At 34.2% G+C, this 22,887-nt stretch carries 21 protein-coding genes and 3 pseudogenes; 18 read left to right on the top strand and 6 right to left on the bottom strand.

Translation table 11 applies throughout. From position 1 onward, the window contains the following. Nucleotides 1–10: 10 nt before the first annotated feature. The 3 genes from ACW0JX_RS15325 to ACW0JX_RS15315 all read left to right on the top strand — a co-directional run bounded on the left by ACW0JX_RS15325 (nucleotide 11) and on the right by ACW0JX_RS15315 (nucleotide 2,822). Nucleotides 11–1,441 carry a cryptochrome/photolyase family protein gene (locus ACW0JX_RS15325; RefSeq protein WP_459244880.1) on the top strand — a complete coding sequence of 477 codons (1,431 nt, stop codon included), beginning with the start codon at nucleotides 11–13 and terminating at the stop codon, nucleotides 1,439–1,441. 111 nt (nucleotides 1,442–1,552) lie between these two features. Then, nucleotides 1,553–2,008 carry a TspO/MBR family protein gene (locus ACW0JX_RS15320; protein ID WP_459244879.1) on the top strand — a complete coding sequence of 152 codons (456 nt, stop codon included), beginning with the start codon at nucleotides 1,553–1,555 and terminating at the stop codon, nucleotides 2,006–2,008. A gap of 103 nt (nucleotides 2,009–2,111) precedes the next feature. Continuing rightward, nucleotides 2,112–2,822, top strand: coding sequence for an alpha/beta hydrolase (locus ACW0JX_RS15315; RefSeq protein WP_095690597.1), 711 nt, complete (start codon nucleotides 2,112–2,114; stop codon nucleotides 2,820–2,822). An 87-nt stretch (nucleotides 2,823–2,909) separates the two neighbouring features. Here the strand turns inward: ACW0JX_RS15315 and ACW0JX_RS15310 are convergent, their stop codons facing one another. Continuing rightward, nucleotides 2,910–3,275 carry a YxeA family protein gene (locus ACW0JX_RS15310; RefSeq protein ID WP_001225224.1) on the bottom strand — a complete coding sequence of 122 codons (366 nt, stop codon included), beginning with the start codon at nucleotides 3,273–3,275 and terminating at the stop codon, nucleotides 2,910–2,912. Between the two features lie 456 nt (nucleotides 3,276–3,731). Here ACW0JX_RS15310 and ACW0JX_RS15305 point away from each other — a divergent pair, with 456 nt between their 5' ends. The 6 genes and pseudogenes from ACW0JX_RS15305 to ACW0JX_RS15280 form a co-directional block, all read left to right on the top strand. Further along, a complete protein-coding gene (locus ACW0JX_RS15305; protein ID WP_053564049.1) occupies nucleotides 3,732–5,279 on the top strand; it encodes a spore germination protein in 1,548 nt (515 codons plus the stop codon). Between the two features lie 4 nt (nucleotides 5,280–5,283). Beyond that, the gene (locus ACW0JX_RS15300) at nucleotides 5,284–6,387 is read left to right on the top strand and encodes a GerAB/ArcD/ProY family transporter (protein WP_003270936.1); all 1,104 of its coding nucleotides are present in this window, start codon (nucleotides 5,284–5,286) and stop codon (nucleotides 6,385–6,387) included. Further along, nucleotides 6,384–7,487, top strand: coding sequence for a Ger(x)C family spore germination protein (locus tag ACW0JX_RS15295; protein WP_053564050.1), 1,104 nt, complete (start codon nucleotides 6,384–6,386; stop codon nucleotides 7,485–7,487). Before ACW0JX_RS15300 ends, ACW0JX_RS15295 begins: the two co-directional genes overlap by 4 nt. 319 nt (nucleotides 7,488–7,806) lie before the next feature. Continuing rightward, nucleotides 7,807–7,929, top strand: a complete 123-nt coding sequence (locus ACW0JX_RS15290; RefSeq protein ID WP_000564622.1) for a flavoprotein — start codon at nucleotides 7,807–7,809, stop codon at nucleotides 7,927–7,929. A 402-nt stretch (nucleotides 7,930–8,331) separates the two neighbouring features. Further along, nucleotides 8,332–8,631: a hypothetical protein gene (locus ACW0JX_RS15285; protein ID WP_459244878.1), complete on the top strand. Its 300-nt coding sequence runs from the start codon at nucleotides 8,332–8,334 to the stop codon at nucleotides 8,629–8,631. A gap of 101 nt (nucleotides 8,632–8,732) precedes the next feature. Continuing rightward, nucleotides 8,733–9,020, top strand: a pseudogene (locus ACW0JX_RS15280) (alpha/beta hydrolase); the annotation flags it as partial. Between the two features lie 127 nt (nucleotides 9,021–9,147). Here the strand turns inward: ACW0JX_RS15280 and ACW0JX_RS15275 are convergent. Further along, nucleotides 9,148–9,225 (bottom strand): annotated as a pseudogene (locus tag ACW0JX_RS15275) (acyl dehydratase); the annotation flags it as partial. 138 nt (nucleotides 9,226–9,363) lie between these two features. Between ACW0JX_RS15275 and ACW0JX_RS15270 the strand changes: the two are divergent. The 6 genes from ACW0JX_RS15270 to ACW0JX_RS15245 all read left to right on the top strand — a co-directional run bounded on the left by ACW0JX_RS15270 (nucleotide 9,364) and on the right by ACW0JX_RS15245 (nucleotide 14,560). Beyond that, entirely contained in the window at nucleotides 9,364–9,726 is a 363-nt protein-coding gene (locus ACW0JX_RS15270; protein WP_459244877.1) for a general stress protein, read from the top strand. A gap of 109 nt (nucleotides 9,727–9,835) precedes the next feature. Beyond that, nucleotides 9,836–10,237, top strand: coding sequence for a hypothetical protein (locus ACW0JX_RS15265; protein WP_000683216.1), 402 nt, complete (start codon nucleotides 9,836–9,838; stop codon nucleotides 10,235–10,237). Between the two features lie 35 nt (nucleotides 10,238–10,272). Continuing rightward, nucleotides 10,273–11,298, top strand: a complete 1,026-nt coding sequence (locus ACW0JX_RS15260) for a ParM/StbA family protein (protein ID WP_459244876.1) — start codon at nucleotides 10,273–10,275, stop codon at nucleotides 11,296–11,298. Nucleotides 11,299–11,603: 305 nt separating this feature from the next. Continuing rightward, on the top strand, nucleotides 11,604–12,554 hold the full coding sequence (locus ACW0JX_RS15255) for a magnesium transporter CorA family protein (protein ID WP_098852383.1): 951 nt from the start codon (nucleotides 11,604–11,606) through the stop codon (nucleotides 12,552–12,554). Nucleotides 12,555–13,018: 464 nt separating this feature from the next. Further along, the gene (locus ACW0JX_RS15250; RefSeq protein ID WP_016122794.1) at nucleotides 13,019–13,462 is read left to right on the top strand and encodes a MarR family winged helix-turn-helix transcriptional regulator; all 444 of its coding nucleotides are present in this window, start codon (nucleotides 13,019–13,021) and stop codon (nucleotides 13,460–13,462) included. Nucleotides 13,463–13,681: 219 nt separating this feature from the next. Further along, nucleotides 13,682–14,560: a LysR family transcriptional regulator gene (locus ACW0JX_RS15245; RefSeq protein ID WP_000423186.1), complete on the top strand. Its 879-nt coding sequence runs from the start codon at nucleotides 13,682–13,684 to the stop codon at nucleotides 14,558–14,560. Between the two features lie 306 nt (nucleotides 14,561–14,866). Here ACW0JX_RS15245 and ACW0JX_RS15240 read toward each other — a convergent pair whose 3' ends face one another. From ACW0JX_RS15240 to ycaC, 4 genes are all read right to left on the bottom strand, one after another. Beyond that, nucleotides 14,867–16,702, bottom strand: coding sequence for an amidohydrolase (locus tag ACW0JX_RS15240; RefSeq protein WP_416474396.1), 1,836 nt, complete (start codon nucleotides 16,700–16,702; stop codon nucleotides 14,867–14,869). A gap of 13 nt (nucleotides 16,703–16,715) precedes the next feature. Further along, nucleotides 16,716–17,309, bottom strand: a complete 594-nt coding sequence (locus tag ACW0JX_RS15235; RefSeq protein ID WP_000806856.1) for an antibiotic biosynthesis monooxygenase — start codon at nucleotides 17,307–17,309, stop codon at nucleotides 16,716–16,718. Then, nucleotides 17,306–17,950: a hydrolase gene (locus ACW0JX_RS15230; protein ID WP_000067162.1), complete on the bottom strand. Its 645-nt coding sequence runs from the start codon at nucleotides 17,948–17,950 to the stop codon at nucleotides 17,306–17,308. The genes ACW0JX_RS15235 and ACW0JX_RS15230 overlap by 4 nt, the downstream gene beginning before the upstream one ends. A 176-nt stretch (nucleotides 17,951–18,126) precedes the next feature. Continuing rightward, the gene (gene ycaC / locus ACW0JX_RS15225) at nucleotides 18,127–18,771 is read right to left on the bottom strand and encodes an isochorismate family cysteine hydrolase YcaC (RefSeq protein WP_000131213.1); all 645 of its coding nucleotides are present in this window, start codon (nucleotides 18,769–18,771) and stop codon (nucleotides 18,127–18,129) included. Between the two features lie 502 nt (nucleotides 18,772–19,273). Here ycaC and ACW0JX_RS15220 point away from each other — a divergent pair. The 3 genes and pseudogenes from ACW0JX_RS15220 to ACW0JX_RS15210 all read left to right on the top strand — a co-directional run. Beyond that, a complete protein-coding gene (locus ACW0JX_RS15220) occupies nucleotides 19,274–20,110 on the top strand; it encodes a bromoperoxidase (RefSeq protein ID WP_416474395.1) in 837 nt (278 codons plus the stop codon). Nucleotides 20,111–20,519: 409 nt separating this feature from the next. Continuing rightward, nucleotides 20,520–22,109 carry a bifunctional metallophosphatase/5'-nucleotidase gene (locus ACW0JX_RS15215; RefSeq protein ID WP_000913775.1) on the top strand — a complete coding sequence of 530 codons (1,590 nt, stop codon included), beginning with the start codon at nucleotides 20,520–20,522 and terminating at the stop codon, nucleotides 22,107–22,109. 105 nt (nucleotides 22,110–22,214) lie between these two features. Beyond that, nucleotides 22,215–22,490: pseudogene (locus tag ACW0JX_RS15210) on the top strand (erythromycin esterase family protein); the annotation flags it as partial. Between the last annotated feature and the right edge of the window lie 397 nt (nucleotides 22,491–22,887).

Raw genomic sequence — 22,887 nt, 5'->3', positions numbered from 1 at the left:
AAGGATAGCCATGCAAAATAAAATTATTGTTATGTTTCAAAAAGATTTTCGTTTATATGATAACCCAGCTCTATTTGAGGCTGTTCAGTCTGGTGAGGTTCTTCCTGTATATATACAAGATGAAACTTTTTCAATAGGAAGTGCGTCAAAGTGGTGGTTGCACCATGCTGTAATAGATGTAAAGAAGCAACTTGAGGCATTGGGCTCTACTTTAATAATTCGTAAAGGACGTACGGAGGAAGAAATACTTTCTCTCATAGAGCAATTAGATATAACGGCTGTATATTGGAATATTTGTTATGATCCGGACAGATTACAATCTAATCAAAAAATGAAAATGATGTTAGAGGATAAAGGTATTATCTGTAAAGAATTTAATTCGCATTTATTATTAGAACCGTGGGTTATTAAAAAGAAAGATAACACTGAATATAAGGTGTTTACGCCTTTTTACAATGCATTTCAAAAGCAGGTAATACCTAAACCTATTAGCAGAGTGCAGAGTATAAAGTGGGGAAACTCTTTACCAGCAAGCTTATCTGTTTCAGAATTACACTTGTTGCCGACTATACCGTGGACATCTCATATGGAAGTAATATGGGATCCGACAGAAGAAGGGGCATATAAAACATTCAAGAAATTTTTCTCTAGCAAATTAGTCTCTTATAGTGAAGGAAGAGATTTTCCAGATCAAAATGTCCATTCGATGTTGGCACCGTATCTTTCATTTGGTCAAATATCAGTAAAGCTAATGTTTCATTACTTAATAAATAAAAGTACCGAAAGACAATGTAGTCTTTTTGAAAAACAAGTTAATAGCTTTATACGTCAATTAATTTGGCGAGAGTTTTCTTATTATTTACTATATCATTATCCATTTACAGTATATAGACCTCTTAATAAGAGCTTTGAAAATTTCCCGTGGGATAAGGAAGAGGAGTTATTAAGAGTATGGCAAAAGGGGAAAACGGGTTATCCATTTATTGATGCGGGAATGCGAGAACTATGGCAAACAGGTTTTATGCATAACCGGGCAAGAATGGCTGTAGCCTCTTTTCTTGTAAAGCATTTGTTAATTCCGTGGCAAGAAGGAGCAAAATGGTTTATGGATACACTACTAGATGCTGATATTGCAAATAATACAATGGGATGGCAATGGGTTGCTGGAAGCGGAGCAGATGCATCACCGTACTTTCGTATTTTTAACCCCATCACACAAGGAGAAAAGTTTGATGAAAATGGAGAGTATATAAGAAGATGGGTACCAGAATTAAAAGATATCCCAAACAAATATATATATAAGCCTTGGGAAGCACCTGAGCATATTTTACAAAAATCCAATATAAAACTTGGGGATACATATCCTTATCCGATTGTTGATCATAAGGCAGCACGAGAGAGAGCCCTTTGTGCATATAAAAGTATGAAAGAATTTGTATGAAATAGGTTAAACAATATGTATTTGGAATTTAAATATTAGGATTTTATCCATTACAAGGACATACTAATCATATAAAGTTTCTATAATCTTCTAGTAAAAAGGAGAATGTTTATGAAAAAATCTAGTATTATATTATTTTTACTAACATATGGTTTGTTTTATGTTTCTAGTGTTTTATTCCCTATTGATCGTACTTGGTATGATGCGTTAGAAAAGCCGTCTTGGACACCTCCAGGTATGACAATCGGAATGATATGGGCTGTATTATTTGGACTTATTGCATTATCAGTTGCAATTATTTACAACAACTATGGATTCAAGCCAAAAACATTTTGGTTTTTATTCCTTTTAAATTATATATTCAATCAAGCGTTCAGCTACTTTCAATTTAGCCAAAAGAATTTGTTTTTAGCAACAGTAGATTGTTTACTAGTCGCTATTACTACGTTACTTCTCATTATGTTTTCTTCCAATTTATCTAAAGTATCGGCATGGTTGCTAATCCCATATTTTTTATGGGCTACATTTGCTACATATTTATCTTGGACAATTTATAGTATAAATTAAAGACGTAAATGAAAACTTGAGCACAATGAAAATGCTCGAGTTTTTATGTTTATTAATGGTAATCTAAAGTATAGAATATACACATCTTAGGGAGGGCATATATGTGAAGAAATGGATAAAAATTACTCTGTACTCTTTACTAGGTATTTTAATTATGGGAAGTGTTACTTTTTTAACGTGGTCTCAGTTTACTTACAAACCAACGAAAGAGGCTTTGTCTTTAGTAGATGATAAAAAAGATGAAAATTATATAGTTTTTGGAGAGAAAGATGCAAAAATAGGAGTTATTTTTTATCAAGGAGCTAAAGTAGAAGCGGAGGCTTATAGTTACTTAGGAGAAGCACTTGCAAAAGATGGGCATTTTGTAGTAATGCCTAAGTTACCATTAAACTTAGCGATATTTGGAATAAATGAGGTAGATAGTGTAATTGAACAGTATCCTGAAGTTCAAAAATGGTATGTTGCTGGGCATTCAATGGGTGGAGCTATGATTTCTAGGTATGCCTTTCAACATGAAGAAAAGGTAGACGGGATTATTTTCTTAGGTTCGTATCCTGCAGATGACTTCTCTACTAAGTCGATTCCAATGTTATCAATTTACGGGGAAGTAGATGCTTTAGCAACTGTAGAAAAAATAGAGAACAATAAAAAGTTTATGTCAAAAAATACAACTATGCACATGATAAAAGGGGGGAATCATGCTAATTTTGGCATGTACGGTGAGCAAAAAAGTGATAATGCGAGTTTAATTACGCCAAAAGCACAACGAGATGAAACAGTGAAAGTAATTGAAGAATGGTTATTGAAACAATGATAACGAATTTAATAAATCTACCGAAAGAATTCTCCCAGCGGTAGATGGAAGAGAGAATAAAGAGCCAACTCGTATGAATTGGCTCTTTTATTTATTTGCTATCTCCAATTGTCCCCTTATTTTCTCCGGAATATCCTCTTTAGAAATAATATCGTAAGAATACACATACTTTCCTTTTACATGAATTTTTAAGTAAGTTTTTCTTATAAAATCATTAGGCGTGTTCGTTCCAACATTATATTCTTTTTCATTGCTTAATTCATCAACAGCTTTTAGTGAGTACATAGCTTTTCCTTTTTGATGATAATCCGGAACACCATATCCTTTCGCAACGGCATATACATTTTTTTCTTCAGCAATCGGATTAAATCTGTCTAAATCCCCGCGTAATATGAAAGGTAGTAAGTATATAGGAAGGCCTATTCCTAATATGCAAATTACAAATTTTCTCATTATCGTTTCTCCTCTTGTTCATTTACATGCTTCAGTATAGAAAAAAATTCTTATGAATAAAGGGAGATTTTCTTAAGTTTTTCTTAAAAGAGTTTAAAGGTTATTTTAACCAAACATTATGTCACTAGAACATATAGAAGAGAAAAGAAAAACTATCATCAACATGTTAAACATGTATCTTTATAGGGTAGCGAGTATTGGGGAATTTACACAATTTAGATTCTGAAATTTTAAAATTAGTAGTTGTTAGGGAAGAGAGAGGGTTTAGAGTTTCAAATGTGTGTCAGTTACAATTGAAAAGTTACATCAACAACAAAAAGGAATACATGAGTAAAAAAGACAGCAAGAAATGTATCTAATGTCTTAAAAGTGTAATTGTAGGAACTATTAGGATATTTTTCCTTAATATATGCATACTAAACATACTATAAAAGGTACATAGAAAGTGAGGGAATCATGGCTAAATTTTTGAGGCGTTTAAAATATAGAGACAACCCTAAGTCATGTTCAATACGAGACAATACTCATTTTCAGGAAAAAAATATTGAAGACTCCCTCTTAGACGCTGATTTATCCAAAAACATAGCTCATATTCAGAATATATTTCGTCAAGCGCCTGATTTAGTAATTCGGCAGTTTCAAATAACAGTAGGTGGATTAGAAGCAGCCTTAGTATACTTATCTGGATTAACAGATAAAGAATTGATTCAAAATCATGTTCTCAGTCCTTTGATGAATATTGATTTTGATACTAATAGAGAACTTCCAATTCCGTTAGGACAAATTAAGATTATTAATACATTAAGTCAGATTGAAAATGCTATTTTTGGGGGAGATAGTGTTTTATTAATTCACAGTCGAACAACAGCACATCAATTGGATACAAAAGGGTGGCCACAAAGAAGTGTTGAGGACGCACATAACGAAATAGCTCTAAAAGGAGCACATCAAGCTTTCATAGAAACTGGAAGTCAAAATATCGCAATGATTCGAAGATATATTCCTCATCGTGAATTAGCGATAAAAGAAATAATAATTGGTGTACGGAGCAAAACCAAAATTTCTATTTTATATTTGAAAGATGTAGCTTCTGAAGATGTGCTGAAGGAATTAGAAACACGAATTCAAAATATTACAATCGACGCTGTTGCTAGTAATGGCGAACTTATAGAATTCATTGAAGATCACCCTTACTCACCGTTTCCGCAATTTATATTAACTGAAAGACCTGATTTGGCTGTATCTCACATTCTACAGGGTAGATTTGTAACTGTAATGGATCATTCACCTAATGTGTTAATTACTCCAACAAATTTTATTTCCTTTTTTCAAGGAGTCGATGACTACGGTACAAGGTGGTTAGTTGCTTCGTCTATTCGGTTGCTTCGTTTTGTCGCCTTTATGGTTGCTTTATTTCTGCCTGCGAGTTATGTTGCGTTTATTTCCTTTAATTTTGAAGTTATTCCTGTAGAGCTATATTTATCTATTGCTGAATCAAGAACGCGCGTACCCTTTTCCCCAGTTATGGAAGCGTTACTTATGGAAATAACATTGGAAACGATGAGAGAAGGGGCTTTACGGATACCTACTCCGATTGGTCAGACAGTTGGAATTGTAGGTGGTATTGTCATCGGCCAGGCGGCTGTTCAGGCGGGAATTGTAAGCAATATTATGATTATTGTTGTTGCTGTTACCGCCATCTCTTCTTTTGTTATCCCTAACTATGATATGGGAGCGGCAGTAAGACTTTTACGCTTTCCAATGATGCTAGCAGCTGCCTTATTTGGAATTGTAGGACTTGTTATCGGGTGGATGACTTTAATTGGGCATCTAAGTAGTCTTAAATCGTTAGGTACTTCTTACGGAACACCATTAGCACCCTTTCGTTTTGCAGATATGAAAGATGTTTTTGTACGCTTTCCTTTATGGACAATAAGAAGGCGTCCTAAGGGGAATGGAACCGATCAAACTATTCGACAAGGAAAGAATCGTAATAAAAGGTGAAATTATGAAAAAGTATGCCTATAATGAAATCACTCTTATGCAGTATATTATTTTAATTAATGGAGTGCAGGTGGGCACTGGCGTTTTATCGCTTCCACGTGTGCTTGCAGAAAAGGCTGGAACAGATGGATGGATAGCTATATTGATTGGTTGGATTTTCTCCACAATATCAGGTGTGTTTATAGTGAAAACAGCTGCAAGATATCCTGAGGATACGATTTATGATATTCTTATACGATTGTTTGGAAAAATAGTAGGGAAAGCATTCGTTGTTATTTACATGATGTACTTCGCTTTTTATTCTTGTATCGTTCTTATAAACGCTATGCTTTACCTTAAGGGATGGCTTCTCCCGAAAACGCCTGACTATATCGTTATCTTTTTGTTTTCGATTCCTACCTATTTTGTTGCACGTAACGGTCCTAGTATTTTAGGACGATACGCCGAACTTTTTTTTTATATGGCGCTTTGGATTCCGATATTTTTTTTAATCCCTCTTATAGGGAATGGAAGCTGGATGCCTTTCTTTCCGCTTTTAAAAGAAGGGTGGAAACCGATATTAACCGCTGTACCAAGCACTGTTTATGCTTATTTAGGGTTTGATATTGCTTTCTTTTTATATCCATTTTTACAAAAAAAACAGTATGCAGTCCATGGAATGGTTATAGCAAACACCTTAACGATGTTATTTTATTTATTTGCTACTATTGTTTGCTTTGCCTATTTTAGCCCTGATAGCATTACGCAATATAATCAACCGGTAATAAATTTACTGAAAGTAATTGAATTTCGTTTTTTAGAACGTTTTGACATGATTTTATTGGCTGTTTACTTAACCATTGTTTCCACATCATGGATCCCTGCCCTATACTGTTCTGTATTTTGTTCAAGCCAATTACTTGGAAAACAAGATCACAGCTCTCATGTAGTTGTTCTCTTATTGCTTATTATCGGATTCACATTTTGGACTCATCCTAGTTGGAATGAATCTGAAATTTGGCAACAGGTATTATCGAATACTGGATTAGGAGTAACATATATATTACCTATTATTTTATGGCTGTATTGCTGTCTATATGAGAAGTTTCGCCGGAGGAGAATACATTGAAAAGAAAAGTACTATGTTGTATTTTGTTATTGGTGTTCTTGATGACTGGATGCTTCGATCAAAGAAATGTTGAAGATGTTTCTCTTACTCTTATTCTTGGTATCGATTTAGATCCTAATGATAATTTATTAGTGTATATATCAAGCCCTGTTTTCAATAAAGAAGCAAAAATAAAAGAAGAAACTACTGGTGTGAAATCTGCTACGGTTCGAAAAGCAAGAGACCAATTTGATGCTACGGTTATGGCACTTACCGCCGGAAGTAAAACACAGGTTATTTTAGTTGGAAAAAGGCTACTGAAACAAAAAAACTGGGAAATTTACCTTGATCCATTTTACCGTGATCCCAAAAATACAGTTACCGCAAGGGTTGTCGCTGTAGATGGACCTGTTTCAGACGTCATCTTCTATAGTCCAAAAGATAAACCAAGGCTTCCTATATATTTAACAAAACTAGTTGATACCGCTTTTTTAAGAAATATCACGGTGAAAACAACACTTCAAGAATTATATGAACAAAGAGCAGACAAAGGGCTAACAGCAAATATTACTGAACTGAAAAAAAAGAATAAAATATGGGTGACAGGTACAGCCTTATTGGATGAAAAAGGAAAGTATAAATTAACACTGAAACCTGATGAAAACAAACTCTTACGCATTTTGCAACAAGGAACTGCAGGGGAGTTACCATTTACAGTTCCAATTAAGCTAAATTCAGATAGTCAAGATAAAGATTTGATAAGTTTTACTGCCTATGGTATTAAAGTAAAGACAAAGGCAAGATATGATGATCATTTTATATTTAATGTAGATGTAAAGATGAGAATCGGTATTACAGAACGACTTTTTTCGTTTAACACTAGAAAGGACGCAGCAAAATTACAAAAGGCGATTGAAACTAAGCTAGAAGCTGATTTCAAGCAATTAATACAAAAAATACAAACCGCCAAAATTGATCCTATTGGGCTTGGAGGATATGCAAGAACATACACATATCCGAAATGGAAAAAAATACAAAATAATTGGGGTAACGAATTAGCAAAAGGCGATGTAAACGTCAAGGTTAAGATTAAAATTGGTGGAATGGGTACGATTAAGTAACATGAATTCAACTGTGATTCGTACTAAGATTGCAAGTACTGTCTACTTTAGAAGGAGAGATACCTTTAATAGGAATACCGCCACATCGCTATCTGGGCTTTTCCGTTATAGGTAACATTTTTCAATGCGTAAATAAGAAGGTTCTAGTGTAAAAACTTCAGAGCAATTGCGCCAGAATCACTATTGGATCAGTTTAGATCCATAATAAAAAAAGATTCGATATTCTGAAGTTAAAAGTAAAAAATGAAATTATGAAAGGTAAATTTCAAATAATGCTAATGTTTTATAAAGACATTGTATACGAAGGGATGTACCATTTATGATTGACGAGAAAACAATACAAATTGTGCAGTCAACGGCTCCAGTATTAAAAGAACACAGTATAGAAAAGGAATTGATTCATTATGAATCATTTAGCCCATTTGCAATTTTAGGTGAGTAACTAATACCGGATAGGGTTATAGTCATAATAATGTAAGTAAATAGTTTTTTTGCGATACTTCAATAGTGAAGTATCGTTTTCTTTGTATAACTAAAGCCCAACTATGGATTCTGATGTAATGTTGAAAAAGGATCACAAGTAATGAGTGGTCTGTTCTAATACTAAGTAACTATGATGAAATTGAATCTAAAAAGTATTATGCTAATAAAATAGCGAAAAAATTTTGGAAAAGCAAAAAATAATAGAGCTTAGATTTGCAATAATAAATGTTTTTTTCATTAGATAATTACTTTACCAATAATCGGGATGTTTGCGGATACATTTATTTTTGGGATACATAATTATATTTAGAGAATACCCAGTTACAGTATTTGAATTTTTAATAAGAAGGGATGCGAAGGAATGAACTCACAGAGACAAGGCTATGCAGGCTGGTGGCAAGGCGGACACGGTGGTTGGCCGGGTGGACACGGTGGTTGGCAAGGCGGTTGGCAAGGTGGACACGGTGGTTGGCAAGGTGGACACGGTGGTTGGCAAGGTGGACACGGTGGTTGGCAAGGTGGACACGGTGGTTGGCAAGGCGGACACGGTGGTTGGCAAGGCGGACATGGTGGCTGGCAAGGCGGACATGGTGGCTGGCAAGGTGGACATGGTGGTTGGCCGGGCGGACATGGTGGTTGGCAAGGCGGACATGGATATTAAAAAGATACTATAAAATCATTTTTTTATGCAAAGTTTGTATATTTTCATTTGTATAGTAAGGATATAGTGAAAACAGCAAAAAAATCCTGTGAAGTAAGGGTTCTATCCATAAAATTAAAGCAGTGGAAATGTCAAAAGAACAAAAGACACCGCTTTTTATTATTCAAGGAGAACGAGACTATCAAATTCAATCAAAAATTGAAATTCCTCTTTGGAAAGAACAATTAAAAGAACGAGATAATGTAGATTATCGACTATATCCAAAGTTAAATCATTTCTTTACAGAGGGGGATGGGGGAATAAGTAAGCCAGATGAATATTATAGTCCTACTAATATCCCTGAGTATGTTTTAAATGATATTGTTACTTGGGGGCAAGGCAAATCGTAATTAAATTAGCAACCATATGTTTTAATAAAGACTTTCTTTCCGTAATCAAAATAGAAATATTTTTATTAGGTTATATGTTTTTTAAAAGCACTCTTTGAAAAGGAGTGCTTTTTTATTTTTCTATGATTTCTATAAAACAATGGGCTTGCCTTCCAAACAAATCGTTATTTGTAGCGCTTTTATCAAAGCAAAGTTCTTGTGACATTTCTTTGATATTAAAAACATGAATAACCTATTGTGTGAAATTTTTTGAAAATTTAGGTTTAACATCTTTAAAATAGGTGTATTACATATTACATAACAACTAAATAAAAAATAAAAAATCTAAAGGAGGAAAGATACCATGCATACGAATGAAAGAAAAACGGTAGTTTATGAATATCAAAATGAACAGGAAGTAGTTATGAAAGTAAAAGAGCTAGAATTGCAAGGGGTTCGCCACGATGATATTTATGTTTTAGCACATGAAAAACATATAACAAAAAGGATTGCGGATGATACAGACACAAATACGATTGGAGTAAAAGAACAAGGATTGGGAACAAGTATTATCAACTTTTTCTCCAAAAAAGGGGACGAACTTCGAAATCAAATGGAAGAAATGGGGTTGTCGAAGGAGGAAGCTAACTTATATGAAGAAAAACTAGATCAAGGGAAGATTTTACTCCTAGTAACAGCTGAAGTACCAATGGCGAATGATAGGTAGCCGCAAAACTATCATTCTCTGTAATAGATTGCAACATCTGATAAATAGGTAAGGTAATTATTTTAGGTTGTAGCATTGAAGAAAATAAAAATAGAAAAGGATGAGAAAAATGAAACATACAATATTTAAATATGCTGTGATTGGAATTACGACCGGAGTCATAGTCTCCCTATTAAAAAAAGAAAATCGGAAAGCTATACAAACAAAAGGAAAAAGCGTAAAAGAAAAACTACAAGAAGGAAACATAAAGGAAACATTGGAGAAGGTAACTGAGACAAGTAAACAATTTTCTGTAACTGCAGCTAATGTTGCAAAACAAACATTACCACAACTGCTTACAGCCACACCAGTTGTCATTTCTACCATTAAAGACTTAACAGAAAACGAAAATAATAAAAAGAAAACAGGTGAAAAGGATTACGAAATAAATGAAAATAGTAAGAACTTAGACGGGGAAAAAACGAAAAATGAAAAGAAATATGTGAAAGAAGGGAAAGAAGAGAGTGCCTAGATTTAACTCTAAAAATAGAAAGTGAGGAAAAAAGTATGAAATCTCTGTATGCAATTGATGTAGGAATTGGCTTTACCAAAAGGGCATATCGACAGGCTGTAGATTCTGAGATGACAATCAAGAGTGAAGCTTCCACACTAGCCCCTGTACCTAATCATGCTGAAAGTGAAGATTTAACAAAGGTAAGTTTTATAGACTTAGACTTTGCATACTACATGGGAAATGAAGCACATCAATCTGACGCTTCATTTCTTCCTCCATTTGACGATGAAATAGAAAATTATTATGAAAGCGAACGATTTAAACAACAAATATTTGGTTGCATTGCAAAGGATTATAAAGAAAATGTCGTGTTATCTCTAGTTGTTACCGGGCTTCCCATCACTTGTTTTGGTAGTCAGCATGAGCAATTACAACGTGCACTAAAAAAAGAAACTTCCGTGCAAATTGATGGGAAATTTATTCATATTACGGTGGAAAATGCTTTGATTCTTCAGCAACCGGTCGCTTTACATGCCTATTTCTTAAAAGAGGGAATCATTCAGGAACGAGATCGCATCTTAATTATTGATGGTGGATTTCGTACATTAGAAATGACAGATATGAAACAGAATCTCATTTTAAATCATTATGAGACGGAACTAGGATGTAGCAAGCCTTTGAAAAATATTAAGAATATCGTGCAGAATTATGAGGGTGAAAGTAATCAATTGCATATTAACGACATGCCAAACATATTAGAAAAAGGATATGAATGTCGAGAAGAAAATCATGAGACAAGTCAGGTTCATACTTTGATTCAAAAAGAGTTGGATGCACACTTCCAAGACGTCATACGTGTATTACAAGAACAATTTACGTTAGAACAGTATGATACTATTATTTGGACAGGAGGAATAGTAGATCTCCACAAAAAACGAATTGAAAAAATGCAAAGTGAAATTTCTTCTTTCCGTATGGTAGACGCTTCGAAAGAGGCTGCACTTCATGGATACTACATTATTGGGAGTCAAGTATTTGACGACATCACCAATCACTCTGCATATGAATCCAAATTATAATAACGACTGAAATGGAGTTCGTTGAATAGACGTGCCAAATTATGTAGCTTCTTTTCCACATATAATAAATTCTTTATAAGAAAAGATAAAAAGTGATTGTATAGAGGAAATGTTTAAAATTGAGAATAAAAATAATTAATATATAGGGGGTCTTCCTTTTAAAAGAATAAGGCCTCCTATGTCATTTATTTTGTAATTTAGATGATCTAAAAACTTTTCCTCCAAGACATGAATACCTACATACAAATGTCATATTACGGTTATGATTCGATTAAACATAAAACTATTTTGAAAGGAAGAATAATATGGAATGCATAAAAATGACGAAATGGAGTTGGTATCATGTGAAAACTAGTGAGCTTGAAAAACTTTCTTCTATAATCCCTCGTGATGTAACATCTTATTTCGCTCAATTTGTAAAGAAAATAAGTTCTCCTTGTGAAAATGGATTATATGTTTATACGTTATCACCAAGTCAAACTTGTGTATATGGTTCGTTTTTATATGATCAAGATAAAAAAGACGCCAAAATTCAAAAATTTCTTCATTATTTCGTAGCTCATGGAATACTGATAACAGTTCAGGAAAAGGAGGAAGAGGATTTCCAAAAATTAATACATAATATCCCTATGGGTACAAAAAATTGTAATAGTTCTGCTGAAGGATTATGTGCTATCTTATCAATGTTTATATCTCACTATTTGCGAAAGGTTGACTACTTTGAAAACAATTTCAGAAATGTATTATGGGATTTTTATCATCATAATAACATAGCAGTTTTAGAAAGGATTTATCATATTCGTCATGAATTATTTATGAACACACATGTGTTTCGCTTAATACAAGAGGTGTTACAAGGCCTAAAAGAAGCTTGGTTAGAAAAACTAACAAACACCCTTTGTTATAAACAAACACACGTAAAATTAGAGCGTGGATTACAACTTGTTAAAGAGTACCAAGAAGAATTAGACACGATGATTCATTTACAAGAAGTTGTTTCTTCTCATCGTGGGAATGAAATTATGAAAGCTCTTACTGTATTAACTGCTGTGAGTACGCCTTTGACAGCCTTAGGAGCATTATGGGGTATGAATTTTAAATACATGCCTGAACTAGAATGGAAATATAGCTATTTAATCGCTCTCTTATTTATTATTTTCACAACAGCGGGTATGTATATGTATATGCGATTCAAAGGATGGACAGGTGACTTATTACGAGTAAAGAAAAAGAAATCTTTTTTTAAATCTAATTAATCCTGTTTATAAAAAATATGATAGATATATGGTTTGTAATATTTATTAATTGAGATAGCACCATATCCCCATCAAGTTAAAGTTTTGATGTCCTCGCAATGATAAAAATGGTGAATATTTATATGAAAGATTAGAGCCCTCCTTCTTGTAGGAGGGCTCTAATCTTTGTTAAAAAAACTATATCATATACTTGGGGGGGGCAGACTCATCATCTGAAATTTGTCCGAATTCAATTTAGAATATGGCAAAAGAGAACTTGCGATTAAAAACAAGCTCTCTTTAAAAAAAATAACGTAATTGAGATACTTATATATTAACAATTGTTTTCTTCTAATTCCATATGTCATATGTTGAGAAATAAATTATAAATGGATTGATAAAGCTAAAATGAATGATTGACATAATATTTTGACGATAATATAATGAATCTCGAATTCAAGATAACTTGTAAAGGATTGGTAATTATTAGCGTGATTAACGATGAGAGCTTATCTTTAAAGTTATTTGTTATATTATCTAGGGCAATACAGTCAATTACTAAGCGTATTGAAGAGGATATAAAAAGTTATGGACTTAATCCAACAGAATTTGCAGTGCTTGAGCTACTGTATAGTAAAGGCGATCAGCCTATACAAAAAATTGGAGACAAAATATTACTTGCAAGTAGTAGTATCACGTATGTAGTGGATAAGTTGGAAAAGAAGAGGTTCTTAATACGAAAACCATGTCCTAAAGACCGCCGTGTCACGTATGCGTCAATTACTTCAGAAGGTATTGAACTAATGGATATTATTTTTCCTCAGCATAAAGAGGCGATTCAGCAAATATTTGGTGGTTTGGACTATATTGAGAAAAAAATGATAATCGAAAAGTTGAAAAAATTAGGGTATTATGCACTAGAACTATAAATCTTTAGAAATATATCTCGAATTAGTAATGTCCTAATTAAATATAATTTAAATAAATAGGAGGAAAAATTAATAAATGGTAGTAAATTTATTATAATACAAAATGAATAAAGCGTGTAATTTCAATCGGTATAATATGAAATAAAGTTGTTATGTTAACGTATACATATCGTCCTTTAAATTATAAATCTTTCATAAAGCGGAGAGTGGGTATCAAGAATGGAATTACGTCATTTAGAGTATTTTATTCAAGTTTGTAATAATAATAGTTTCACTAAAGCTGCGGAAGTTCTAGGTATTTCACAGCCGACTTTAAGTCAACAAATACGAGTTTTAGAAGGTGAACTTGATACACCCTTGTTTCATCGAGTTGGAAGAGGTATCAAAATGACAGAAGCCGGTAAGCTGCTATTTGATAAAGGAAAATTTATCATGCAACAATTTGATGACGTTTATAATGAAATTTTTGAATTAAAGGGTGTAAAAAGAGGTGTGATTACTATAGGAGGTCTATTAGAGGATCTCACTTATTTAACACCTTATATTATGAAGTTTCAACAACATTATCCCAACATTGTAGTAAAGATTATAGAATCCGAAGTTGCTGTAAATCAAATAGTTGACAAAAATATTGATTTCGGGATTACACGTAGTGCTCAAATTCCAGACACATTAACAAACACCCTTTTGTATAGTGAAGAGCTCGTCCTTGTAATTCCAAAAAATCATCCTTTGAATGATAAATCATTTGTTTCTTTTCGAGAATTAGTGGGGCTCAGTAGAGTAATGGTTTCATGTAGTTGTCGTGAATCTATTAAGATATATTGTGAGAGTTTAGGGTTATCTTTATCTGAAGCAAATATAGAAACAAAATCTTCTATTTCTCTATTGAGCCTTGTATACAATGGACATGGGGTTGCCATAATACCTCTTTCACTGGTTAACTTTGTTAATAATGATACTTTGAGCATAGTTCGTATTACTGATCCAACACCAAGTCAAGATATTAATCTTATACACTTTGATGATAAATTTTTAAGTTTTGCAGCACGCATCTTTATGCAGAAGTTAAATGATTCTCAAAAAGTATCAGTGTAATAGAAATAATAATGATTCTAGTGTAACAATTGAAAAAATTAAAATCTATATTAAAGTCAAAGGACAGTGGGGTTATATGTGTGGTGTAGTCGATCAAAAAGGGGGATACCATTGACTTTTAATTAAGGAAAAAAGGACAGACTTTGCAAGGAGAGAAGGCTATCAAAAACAAGTTAAGTTAATCAATCAATTCTTTGGTCTTATCGCATAGTAACAGATTCCATATGGGGATATACACTGCTATTTTGAATCTACATATCCTTATTGTAGAAAGAAAACCACCGGCATTATACCGGTGGTTTTGATTTAGAAAGCAAAGCAAGTACAACCAATCCCCCATTTAGTTCCATCTTTTCCTATTACGGTATGAGTGTGTTGATGGAGAGGGTTACTACAACTATGTAACTTGTTATCATGGGAATCGTGAGAAAGTATAGTGTTTGCTAGGTTAGCACCACCATAACCATAAACGCCCGTCGGTGACCAATCAGGTGATGCTGGCGGCAATTCAGGTGATAAATTTTTAAATTCATCATTTCCATAAACAATCTGCCCACCCATAATGGTAAGTAATGATTCAAGGTCTTTGATTTCTTCTTCTGGCACAGTAAAGTAGTCAGCAGACAATACAGCAATATCAGCAAACTGACCTACTGCAAGGGTTCCCTTTTTACCTTCATCACCAGAGAACCACGCACTTCCTTTTGAATATAATTCTAGGGCTACTTTTCTATCAAGTTTATTTTTTTCATCGTATATGGAAAGACCACCAATGGTTTTTCCGGCAACCATCCAGTAAAGAGCGACCCAAGGGTTATAGCTGGAAACCCTGGTTGCATCACTACCGGCGCCAACAGGTATACCAAGATCTAACATACGATAAATCGGAGGAGTATGCTTTGCAGCTTCCTTTCCGTATAAGTCAACAAAGTATTCACCTTGAAAAGCCATGCGGTCTTGAATGGCAATACCGCCATTTAAAGCCTTAACACGTTCCATACTACGATCTGAGATTGTTTCTGCATGATCAAACCACCAGCGTAGCCCATTAAAAGGAATTTCTCTGTTAACTTCCTCAAATACATTTAAGAAACGTGTGATTGACTCGTCATAAGTTGCATGTAAACGGAATGGCCAACGGTTTTCCACCAATAGAGAAATTACTTTCTTTAAGTCGGCTTCCATTACTGTAGCTAGTTCGGGCCGTGGCATTTGAAATTTTTCAAAATCGGCTGCCGAGAATACTAACATTTCTCCGGCACCATTCATTTTATACTTATCATTTCCTTGACCAGGAGAAACAATTTTTGCCCATGAAGCAAAGTCTTCATATTCATGATTAGGATTTTGCGTAAATAGATTATAAGCAATACGCAAAGTTAATTGTTCCTTCTCGGCTAAATGTTCAACAACTTTGTAGTCATCAGGGTAATTTTGGAAACCACCACCTGCGTCGATGGCGCTTGTAATACCTAATCTATTTAATTCACGCATAAAATGGCGAGTTGAGTTAATCTGGTCGTCAAGATTAAGTACTGGAGCTTTACCCAAACTTGAATAAAGAATAGAAGCGTTAGGGTTAGCAATTAAAAGGCCCGTTGGATTACCTCTTTTATCCCGCTGAATTAAACAGCCTGGAGGGTCTGGGGTATCTTTCGTGTATCCCAGTGCACGTAGCCCTGCACGATTTACAAGTGCTCTATCGTAAAGATGTAGCACAAAGACAGGCGTGTCTTCAGAAACAGCATTAATCTCTTCTAATGTTGGCATCCGTCTCTCTTTAAATTGAAATTCAGACCAACCTCCAACTACTCTTACCCACTGAGGAGCAGGTGTACGCCTTGCCTGTTCTTTGAGCATTTCTAGAGCAATAAAAAGTGATGGCACGCCTTCCCAACGTAATTCCATATTATAATGCAGACCACCACGAATAACGTGTATATGAGAGTCATTCAGGCCTGGAATAGCTCTCTTTCTTTTTAGGTCTATTTTTTTTGTTTTTTCCGTGGCACTATTAAGAATCTCATCTCCACCTACTGCAGTGACTAAACCATCAGTTATGGCGATAGCAGATACCTCAGGCTGAGAAGGGTCAAGGGTAGTAATTTTTCCGTTATATAAGATCATATCCGGTAAATTCATGTTCACACCTCGTCTACTTTCTATTATTTTGTAACCATGGATGAAATAATTTACCGAAAATCGGCATGACTACCCATGATAGCAAGGACACTATACATACAGAAACAAAAAAAGCTGACATAATAGGATTCATATGTTTTATAATAGGTCCTATCACTTTAGGAACTAACATGCTAAGAGGCCATACACCCAGAAGGGTAACGATAGACATTTTCCATTTTGGAGGTGGAACTGGCGTTTTCGGAGTAACAAACCAATAAGCCAAACTGCTTTCAGTTTTGTAAGTTGGATTAGTGGCTTGAAATTGCTCGGCCGTTTTTAACAAATCCCGGCGAACATCTGATTCTTGCCAAGCACGTAGATGCTCATACGTATCAAAGCGAAAAATAACAGTATACTCTCTGGATTCGTTACTTGGGACTATTAGATTTACACCTAAATGTCCTGGGAATTTAGTAGCCGCAGCCTCAATTTCATGTCTCCATGTTTCAAACTGTTTTTCTCTACCTTCTTGAATTTCCCATGTAACAATCGTTGTTACTGGATTGCCAGCATCCATCGTGTTCCCTGTATAAGTCTCTTCGACAGCTACTCCTTCTTGTTTCATATTTTCCTGCTTGGAAGTGCGCCATGCACCATAGTATATGCGTATTCTACACCTTGACCATAAGCACCAGTGTGTTCCTTTACAATCTCCATTACAGCATCATAAGTGTCTTTGTGTGCCCAGTCACGTTGGTATTCAAGTAAAACTTGAATTGCTGTCACTGGAATTGCACCAGCTTGTTCTACACGACGCATAGCAGCGTTATGTGCTGTCAAACTAGTACCACCTGAAGCATCATCAACTGCATACACCTCATAGCCAGCTTTAATTGCTTCAAGCACAGGGAATGCAAGGCAAACTTCAGTCCAAAGTGCTGCAAATATTAATTTCTTTCTACCGGTTGCTTTAACTGCCTCAACAAATTTCGGATCTTCCCAAGAGTTCATTGAACTACGTTCTATAATTTCATGGTTTGGGAATATATCAAGAATTTGTGGCCAAAAATAACCAGAAAAGCTGCGTGTTTCAACTGTAGTAAGAATAGTAGGTACGTTAAAAGTTTTTGCTGATTTAGCAAGCAGCATAACGTTATTAATCAATGTTTGTCTATCAATACTTGCAACTCCAAAAGTCATTTGAGGTTGAAAATCAATTAAAATTAATGCACTGTTCTCCGGATTTAATAATTCTAAATTACTCATAATAAACAGCTCCTTTTTTAATTGTTTAAAATTAATATTATTGAAAAAATATATTTTCTGTTAATTAAACCTGTAATCGTAAAAATAAAATATTTGCTATACCTTTTAATTTAAAAGAGAGTGCTGATTTAATCAGCACTAAATGTATACTATCTAGTTTTTTGAAAGAAAAGCTATTATGCATTTTGTTTACTAAGATCTCGCTGCGCGCCCATATAGCTTCCAATTATATTTTGATAGCCTGGAAGATTGCTAGCAAGCAAATTGCCAAAACCTTCGACATCGTTGCGCCAATCGCGTTGTAATTCGCAAGCTACGCTAAACCAGTTCATAAGTTGCACACCACTATGTGCCATACGAGTATTTGCAGCATCTGCAACTTGTTTACTGAAAGTTCCTGAAGCATCAGTAACAGCAAATACTTCATATCCAGCTTTTATAGCGGAAAGTGCAGGGAAAGCAACACAAACGTCCGTAACTACGCCGGCGATGATAAGTTGCTTTTTTCCAGTTTCTTCGATTGCTTTTACGAAATCATCATTATCCCATGCGTTAATTTGTCCAGGTCGAGCTATTTTTGGTGCATGAGGAAAGAGATCAACCAATTCTTGCATTAAAGGTCCGTTAGGTCCGTTTTCAAAACTTGTTGTTAAAATAACTGGTAAATCAAAAAACTTAGCAGTATGAGCAAGAGCTAAAACATTGTTCTTGAATTCATCAACACCATAGTCACGTACTAGTCCGGACATAAGACCAGTTTGATGGTCTACTAAAAGAACGACAGCATCATCTTTGTTAATACGAGAATAGAGATCAGTCATTATGTATTCCTCCTAAAAATTAAGTAATCGAAGAAAGTTTAAATAGTCGAATACTATCATAAGTTTCTTCGTTTATAACTAAGCTGACCAATAATATTGGTCATAGCAGCATTCACAGAACATGAAGTGCTATACAAATTTATAGTATTTGAAAACTGATTCATTAATCAATTCTAAATTATCTATAATTTGTATAGGTCGTAACTATAGTTGTTTTCACTATAAAATAGATTGGTTTTACCTATACATCCTATAGATAGAACAATATTGATAGTCACCTATTTTTGTTATTACAATTGAATATGAGTAATGTTCAGTAATTATTTTATGATGAAAAAGGTATTAGAGGGGGGATTGTTCCAAAAGGAGAAAATGAATGCATTGGAACAATAGAGTTTCATACTTAGAGTTCACAACATAAACGTGCATGAATAGATTGTGAGATTCATCCGGATTATTGAAGAAAAGGATACATATTAGAATACTTTTTGGAGGTAGAAGCATGGCTAAAATTACTGTGGGAACCGAAAATCAAGCACCAATTGAGATATATTATGAGGATCATGGCACAGGAAAACCAGTTGTACTAATTCATGGTTGGCCGTTAAGTGGTCGATCTTGGGAATACCAAGTTCCAGCTCTTGTTGAGGCTGGATACAGAGTTATAACGTATGATCGTCGAGGGTTTGGAAAATCATCTCAGCCGTGGGAAGGGTATGAATATGATACCTTTACTTCTGATTTACATCAACTATTAGAACATTTAGAGCTTCAAAATGTCACACTTGTTGGTTTTTCTATGGGTGGAGGCGAGGTAGCCCGGTATATTAGTACGTATGGAACAGATCGTATTGAAAAGGCTGTTTTTGCTGGAGCAGTACCTCCATATTTATACAAATCAGAGGATCATCCTGAAGGGGCATTAGATGATGCTACAATTGAAGCATTCAAAAGTGGTGTGATAAATGACCGCCTTGCATTTCTTGATGAATTTACTAAGGGATTTTTCGCGGCTGGTAATCGAACAGATTTAGTTAGTGAGCCATTCCGTTTATATAATTGGGATATTGCAGCCAGTGCATCACCTAAAGGAACGCTTGATTGTATTACCGCCTTTAGTAAGACAGATTTTAGAAAAGACCTGGAGAAGTTTAATATACCTACTCTTATTATTCATGGTGACTCTGATGCAACTGTACCTTTTGAATTAAGTGGAAAACGTACATATGATGCCATTCCTGGTAGTAAACTCGCTTTAATAAAGGGTGGTCCACATGGGCTAAATGCAACGCATGCTAAAGAATTTAATGAAGCACTCCTATTATTTTTAAATGACTGATTACAACTATATAATTGTTAATTGATAAATTATAAACAAGTAAAAAATAAAGCTTTATAAAAGATGCTCTTGGATAAATCCAGGAGCATCTTTTTAAATGGTGATATTGAGATGTTAGGTTGATAAATCCCTATTAATTTTGGATTGAATACTCTTCTTAACAGCTAAAATATATTGATTAGAGTTTTTTAGATTTCTTAGAAGTATTGTTATATTACTAGCAAGATAATATTTTGAATAATCCTCAAAACAAAGAAATGTACATTTTTTTGAGGAAGAAATATCTTGTCAGAAAACAATAAAATCTTATTAATTTTTATAATTGGTAGAAATTTTATGGAAATAATTCTCTTAATATATTAAAATAACATCGTATTATGTCAGATTTTAATTAGGGGAGAGAAATTTTATGTTGAAAAAAATCATTCCAGTTGCTTTAGCATTAAGTACAGTTACTTTTACTAGTGTATTTGCTGCGCCTTCAATCCAAGCGAGTACAGAACAAAACCGCTACATAGATGTACAAATGCTCGGTATTAACGATTTTCATGGGCAACTAGACACTGTAAAAAAAATTAACAATAAAGATGCAGGGGGAATTGAGTACTTAGGGGCTTATTTACGTGATCGTGAAAAACAAAATCCAAATACATTAAAGGTACATGCTGGAGATGTTGTTGGAGCAAGTACTCCTGTTTCAGCATTATTACAAGACGAACCTACAATTGAATTTCTAAATGATTTGAAATTCGATGTTGGAACGATAGGAAATCATGAATTTGATGAAGGTGTTGAGGAAATGCATCGTCTTATTTATGGTGGATACCATGAGAAAACAGGTAATTTTAAAGGAGCAAAATTCCCATATGTTGCTGCGAATTTCTATAATAAATCCACCGGTCGTTTATTTTTACCACCATTCACTATAAAAAAGGTACAAGGAGTTCCTGTTGGATTTATCGGAGTCGTGACAACAGATGTTCCTAACCTTGTTATGCCTACTATGCTAAAGAATGTAGAAATTACAGATGAAGTTGAAGCTATTAACAAATCCGTAAAGCAATTAAAAAAACTAGGCGTTAAATCTATCGTTGTTCTTGCGCATAACGGAGGTATAACAGATGGGAACGGCGTAACAAATGGTGATATCGTCCGATTAGCAAATGAGACTGATCCAGAAGTCGATGTTATTTTTGGTGGGCATAGCCACACTTATGTAAATGGAACTGTTAATAATAAACTTGTCGTACAAGCAAATTCATATGGTATGGCTTTTGCTGATGTTGATGTAAAGATTGATCGTAAGACACAAGATATTGTTGAGAAAAAAGCAGAAATTGTTACAACTTACCATGAAGGCATGGAGCCTGATAAAAAAATAAAGAAGAAGATGGAGAAATATCAAGCAAAAATCGCACCTCTTGTTAATGAAGTTGTAGGTAAGTCTATTGCTCCACTAGATCGCAAACTCAATACGGCTGGTGAATCTACTCTGGGAAATTTGGTTGCTGATGCCCAGCGTGCAACAATGCAATCCCAAATTGCACTTATGAATCCTGGTGGTATTCGTAATGACTTAGATGCTGGTGATATTACATGGGGAGAGATATATGGTATTCAACCATTCGGAAATCAATTAATAAAAGTAAATTTAACAGGTCAAGACATTCGTGATATTTTAAATCAACAATGGCAAAAAGATATAACAAGAATGCTTCAAATTTCAGGGATCCAATACACTTGGGATGCGAACAAGCCTAATGGAGAAAAAGTAACAAGTATTCGCTTAACAAATGGAGAAGAAATTACTCCATCTAAAACTTACAGCGTCGTTGCTAACGCATTTCTAGCTTCAGGTGGAGATGGATTTGTATCCTTTAAAAACGGTAAAGATGCTGAAACAGGACCAACTGATTTTGAAGCATTAGTAGATTATATAAAAAAATCAAAAGAACCAATTCAGTCTATTATTGATGGAAGAATTCAAAAAATAAATTAGTCTTTTATTAATCTCAAAAACAACTAGATTATCTGTGCGCTATACTTTTTAGTGTACAGGTAATCTATTTTTTTGATTTGAAATAAAGTCTTACTGTGGCCAATTAATAGCAATGGTGAATTCGGCCCATACGGAACATTAAAATCGGATGATCCAAACAGTTATAACTACATTTTTGGACAGGTGAAAAAAGATCAATTTTTTATTGATTTACGTAAGGCGAACGGCGTGACAAAAACGTGGTTAAACGAACAACATCCAATTTTCGCTGGAATAACTACCGAAGGGCCTGATATACCAAAAACTATTGATATATCATTAGGTAAAGCGTTTGATATACTCGTTCAAATTCAAAAAGTGAGTCCATCTCAACTACATTAATAAATTTAGAATAATGTGCCTTAATGACAACTTGAGAAGTGTTTCATATAATACTATGAAATTTGTTTTATATAGTAAGAAGAATAATCGTATTAGAAAAAATCAGCAATTTAACCTGTTAAGAGTAAAATGAATCTTCAATATGTAAAGCGCAAAAAACACTGAAGCGAAAAGCATCGGTGTTTTTTGCGCTTTCGGGCACAGATGCTACTTCAACCCTAGTGTACAAGTGATTTTGAATGTAAGGAATTTGTAAGGAATAGGTAAGAAAAAAGAGATTTTCATTGTGTAGGATAAAAATATAAGGAGGCGTGAAGGGGGGAACAATTACGGCCTACATATAAAATAAACAATCAGTAACAAGAGTGTTTTGTGAAAATAATGAGTACAATGATTG

This window comes from Bacillus sp. C-3-6, from assembly GCF_054509685.1.
This window is presented reverse-complemented; position numbering and strand designations above follow the sequence as displayed.

Excerpts from the sequence above, each read along its gene's own strand:
- ACW0JX_RS15245 (WP_000423186.1), top strand. The coding sequence starts at position 13,682 with ATGGAATTACGTCATTTAGAGTATTTTATTCAAGTTTGTAATAATAAT.
- ACW0JX_RS15235 (WP_000806856.1), bottom strand. The coding sequence starts at position 17,309 with ATGAAACAAGAAGGAGTAGCTGTCGAAGAGACTTATACAGGGAACACG.
- ACW0JX_RS15255 (WP_098852383.1), top strand. The coding sequence starts at position 11,604 with ATGGAATGCATAAAAATGACGAAATGGAGTTGGTATCATGTGAAAACT.
- ACW0JX_RS15230 (WP_000067162.1), bottom strand. The coding sequence starts at position 17,950 with ATGAGTAATTTAGAATTATTAAATCCGGAGAACAGTGCATTAATTTTA.
- ACW0JX_RS15325 (WP_459244880.1), top strand. The coding sequence starts at position 11 with ATGCAAAATAAAATTATTGTTATGTTTCAAAAAGATTTTCGTTTATAT.
- ACW0JX_RS15270 (WP_459244877.1), top strand. The coding sequence starts at position 9,364 with ATGCATACGAATGAAAGAAAAACGGTAGTTTATGAATATCAAAATGAA.
- ACW0JX_RS15285 (WP_459244878.1), top strand. The coding sequence starts at position 8,332 with ATGAACTCACAGAGACAAGGCTATGCAGGCTGGTGGCAAGGCGGACAC.
- ACW0JX_RS15300 (WP_003270936.1), top strand. The coding sequence starts at position 5,284 with ATGAAAAAGTATGCCTATAATGAAATCACTCTTATGCAGTATATTATT.
- ACW0JX_RS15265 (WP_000683216.1), top strand. The coding sequence starts at position 9,836 with ATGAAACATACAATATTTAAATATGCTGTGATTGGAATTACGACCGGA.
- ACW0JX_RS15305 (WP_053564049.1), top strand. The coding sequence starts at position 3,732 with ATGGCTAAATTTTTGAGGCGTTTAAAATATAGAGACAACCCTAAGTCA.
- ACW0JX_RS15310 (WP_001225224.1), bottom strand. The coding sequence starts at position 3,275 with ATGAGAAAATTTGTAATTTGCATATTAGGAATAGGCCTTCCTATATAC.
- ACW0JX_RS15215 (WP_000913775.1), top strand. The coding sequence starts at position 20,520 with ATGTTGAAAAAAATCATTCCAGTTGCTTTAGCATTAAGTACAGTTACT.
- ACW0JX_RS15240 (WP_416474396.1), bottom strand. The coding sequence starts at position 16,702 with ATGAATTTACCGGATATGATCTTATATAACGGAAAAATTACTACCCTT.
- ACW0JX_RS15320 (WP_459244879.1), top strand. The coding sequence starts at position 1,553 with ATGAAAAAATCTAGTATTATATTATTTTTACTAACATATGGTTTGTTT.
- ycaC (WP_000131213.1), bottom strand. The coding sequence starts at position 18,771 with ATGACTGATCTCTATTCTCGTATTAACAAAGATGATGCTGTCGTTCTT.
- ACW0JX_RS15220 (WP_416474395.1), top strand. The coding sequence starts at position 19,274 with ATGGCTAAAATTACTGTGGGAACCGAAAATCAAGCACCAATTGAGATA.
- ACW0JX_RS15260 (WP_459244876.1), top strand. The coding sequence starts at position 10,273 with ATGAAATCTCTGTATGCAATTGATGTAGGAATTGGCTTTACCAAAAGG.
- ACW0JX_RS15290 (WP_000564622.1), top strand. The coding sequence starts at position 7,807 with ATGATTGACGAGAAAACAATACAAATTGTGCAGTCAACGGCTCCAGTA.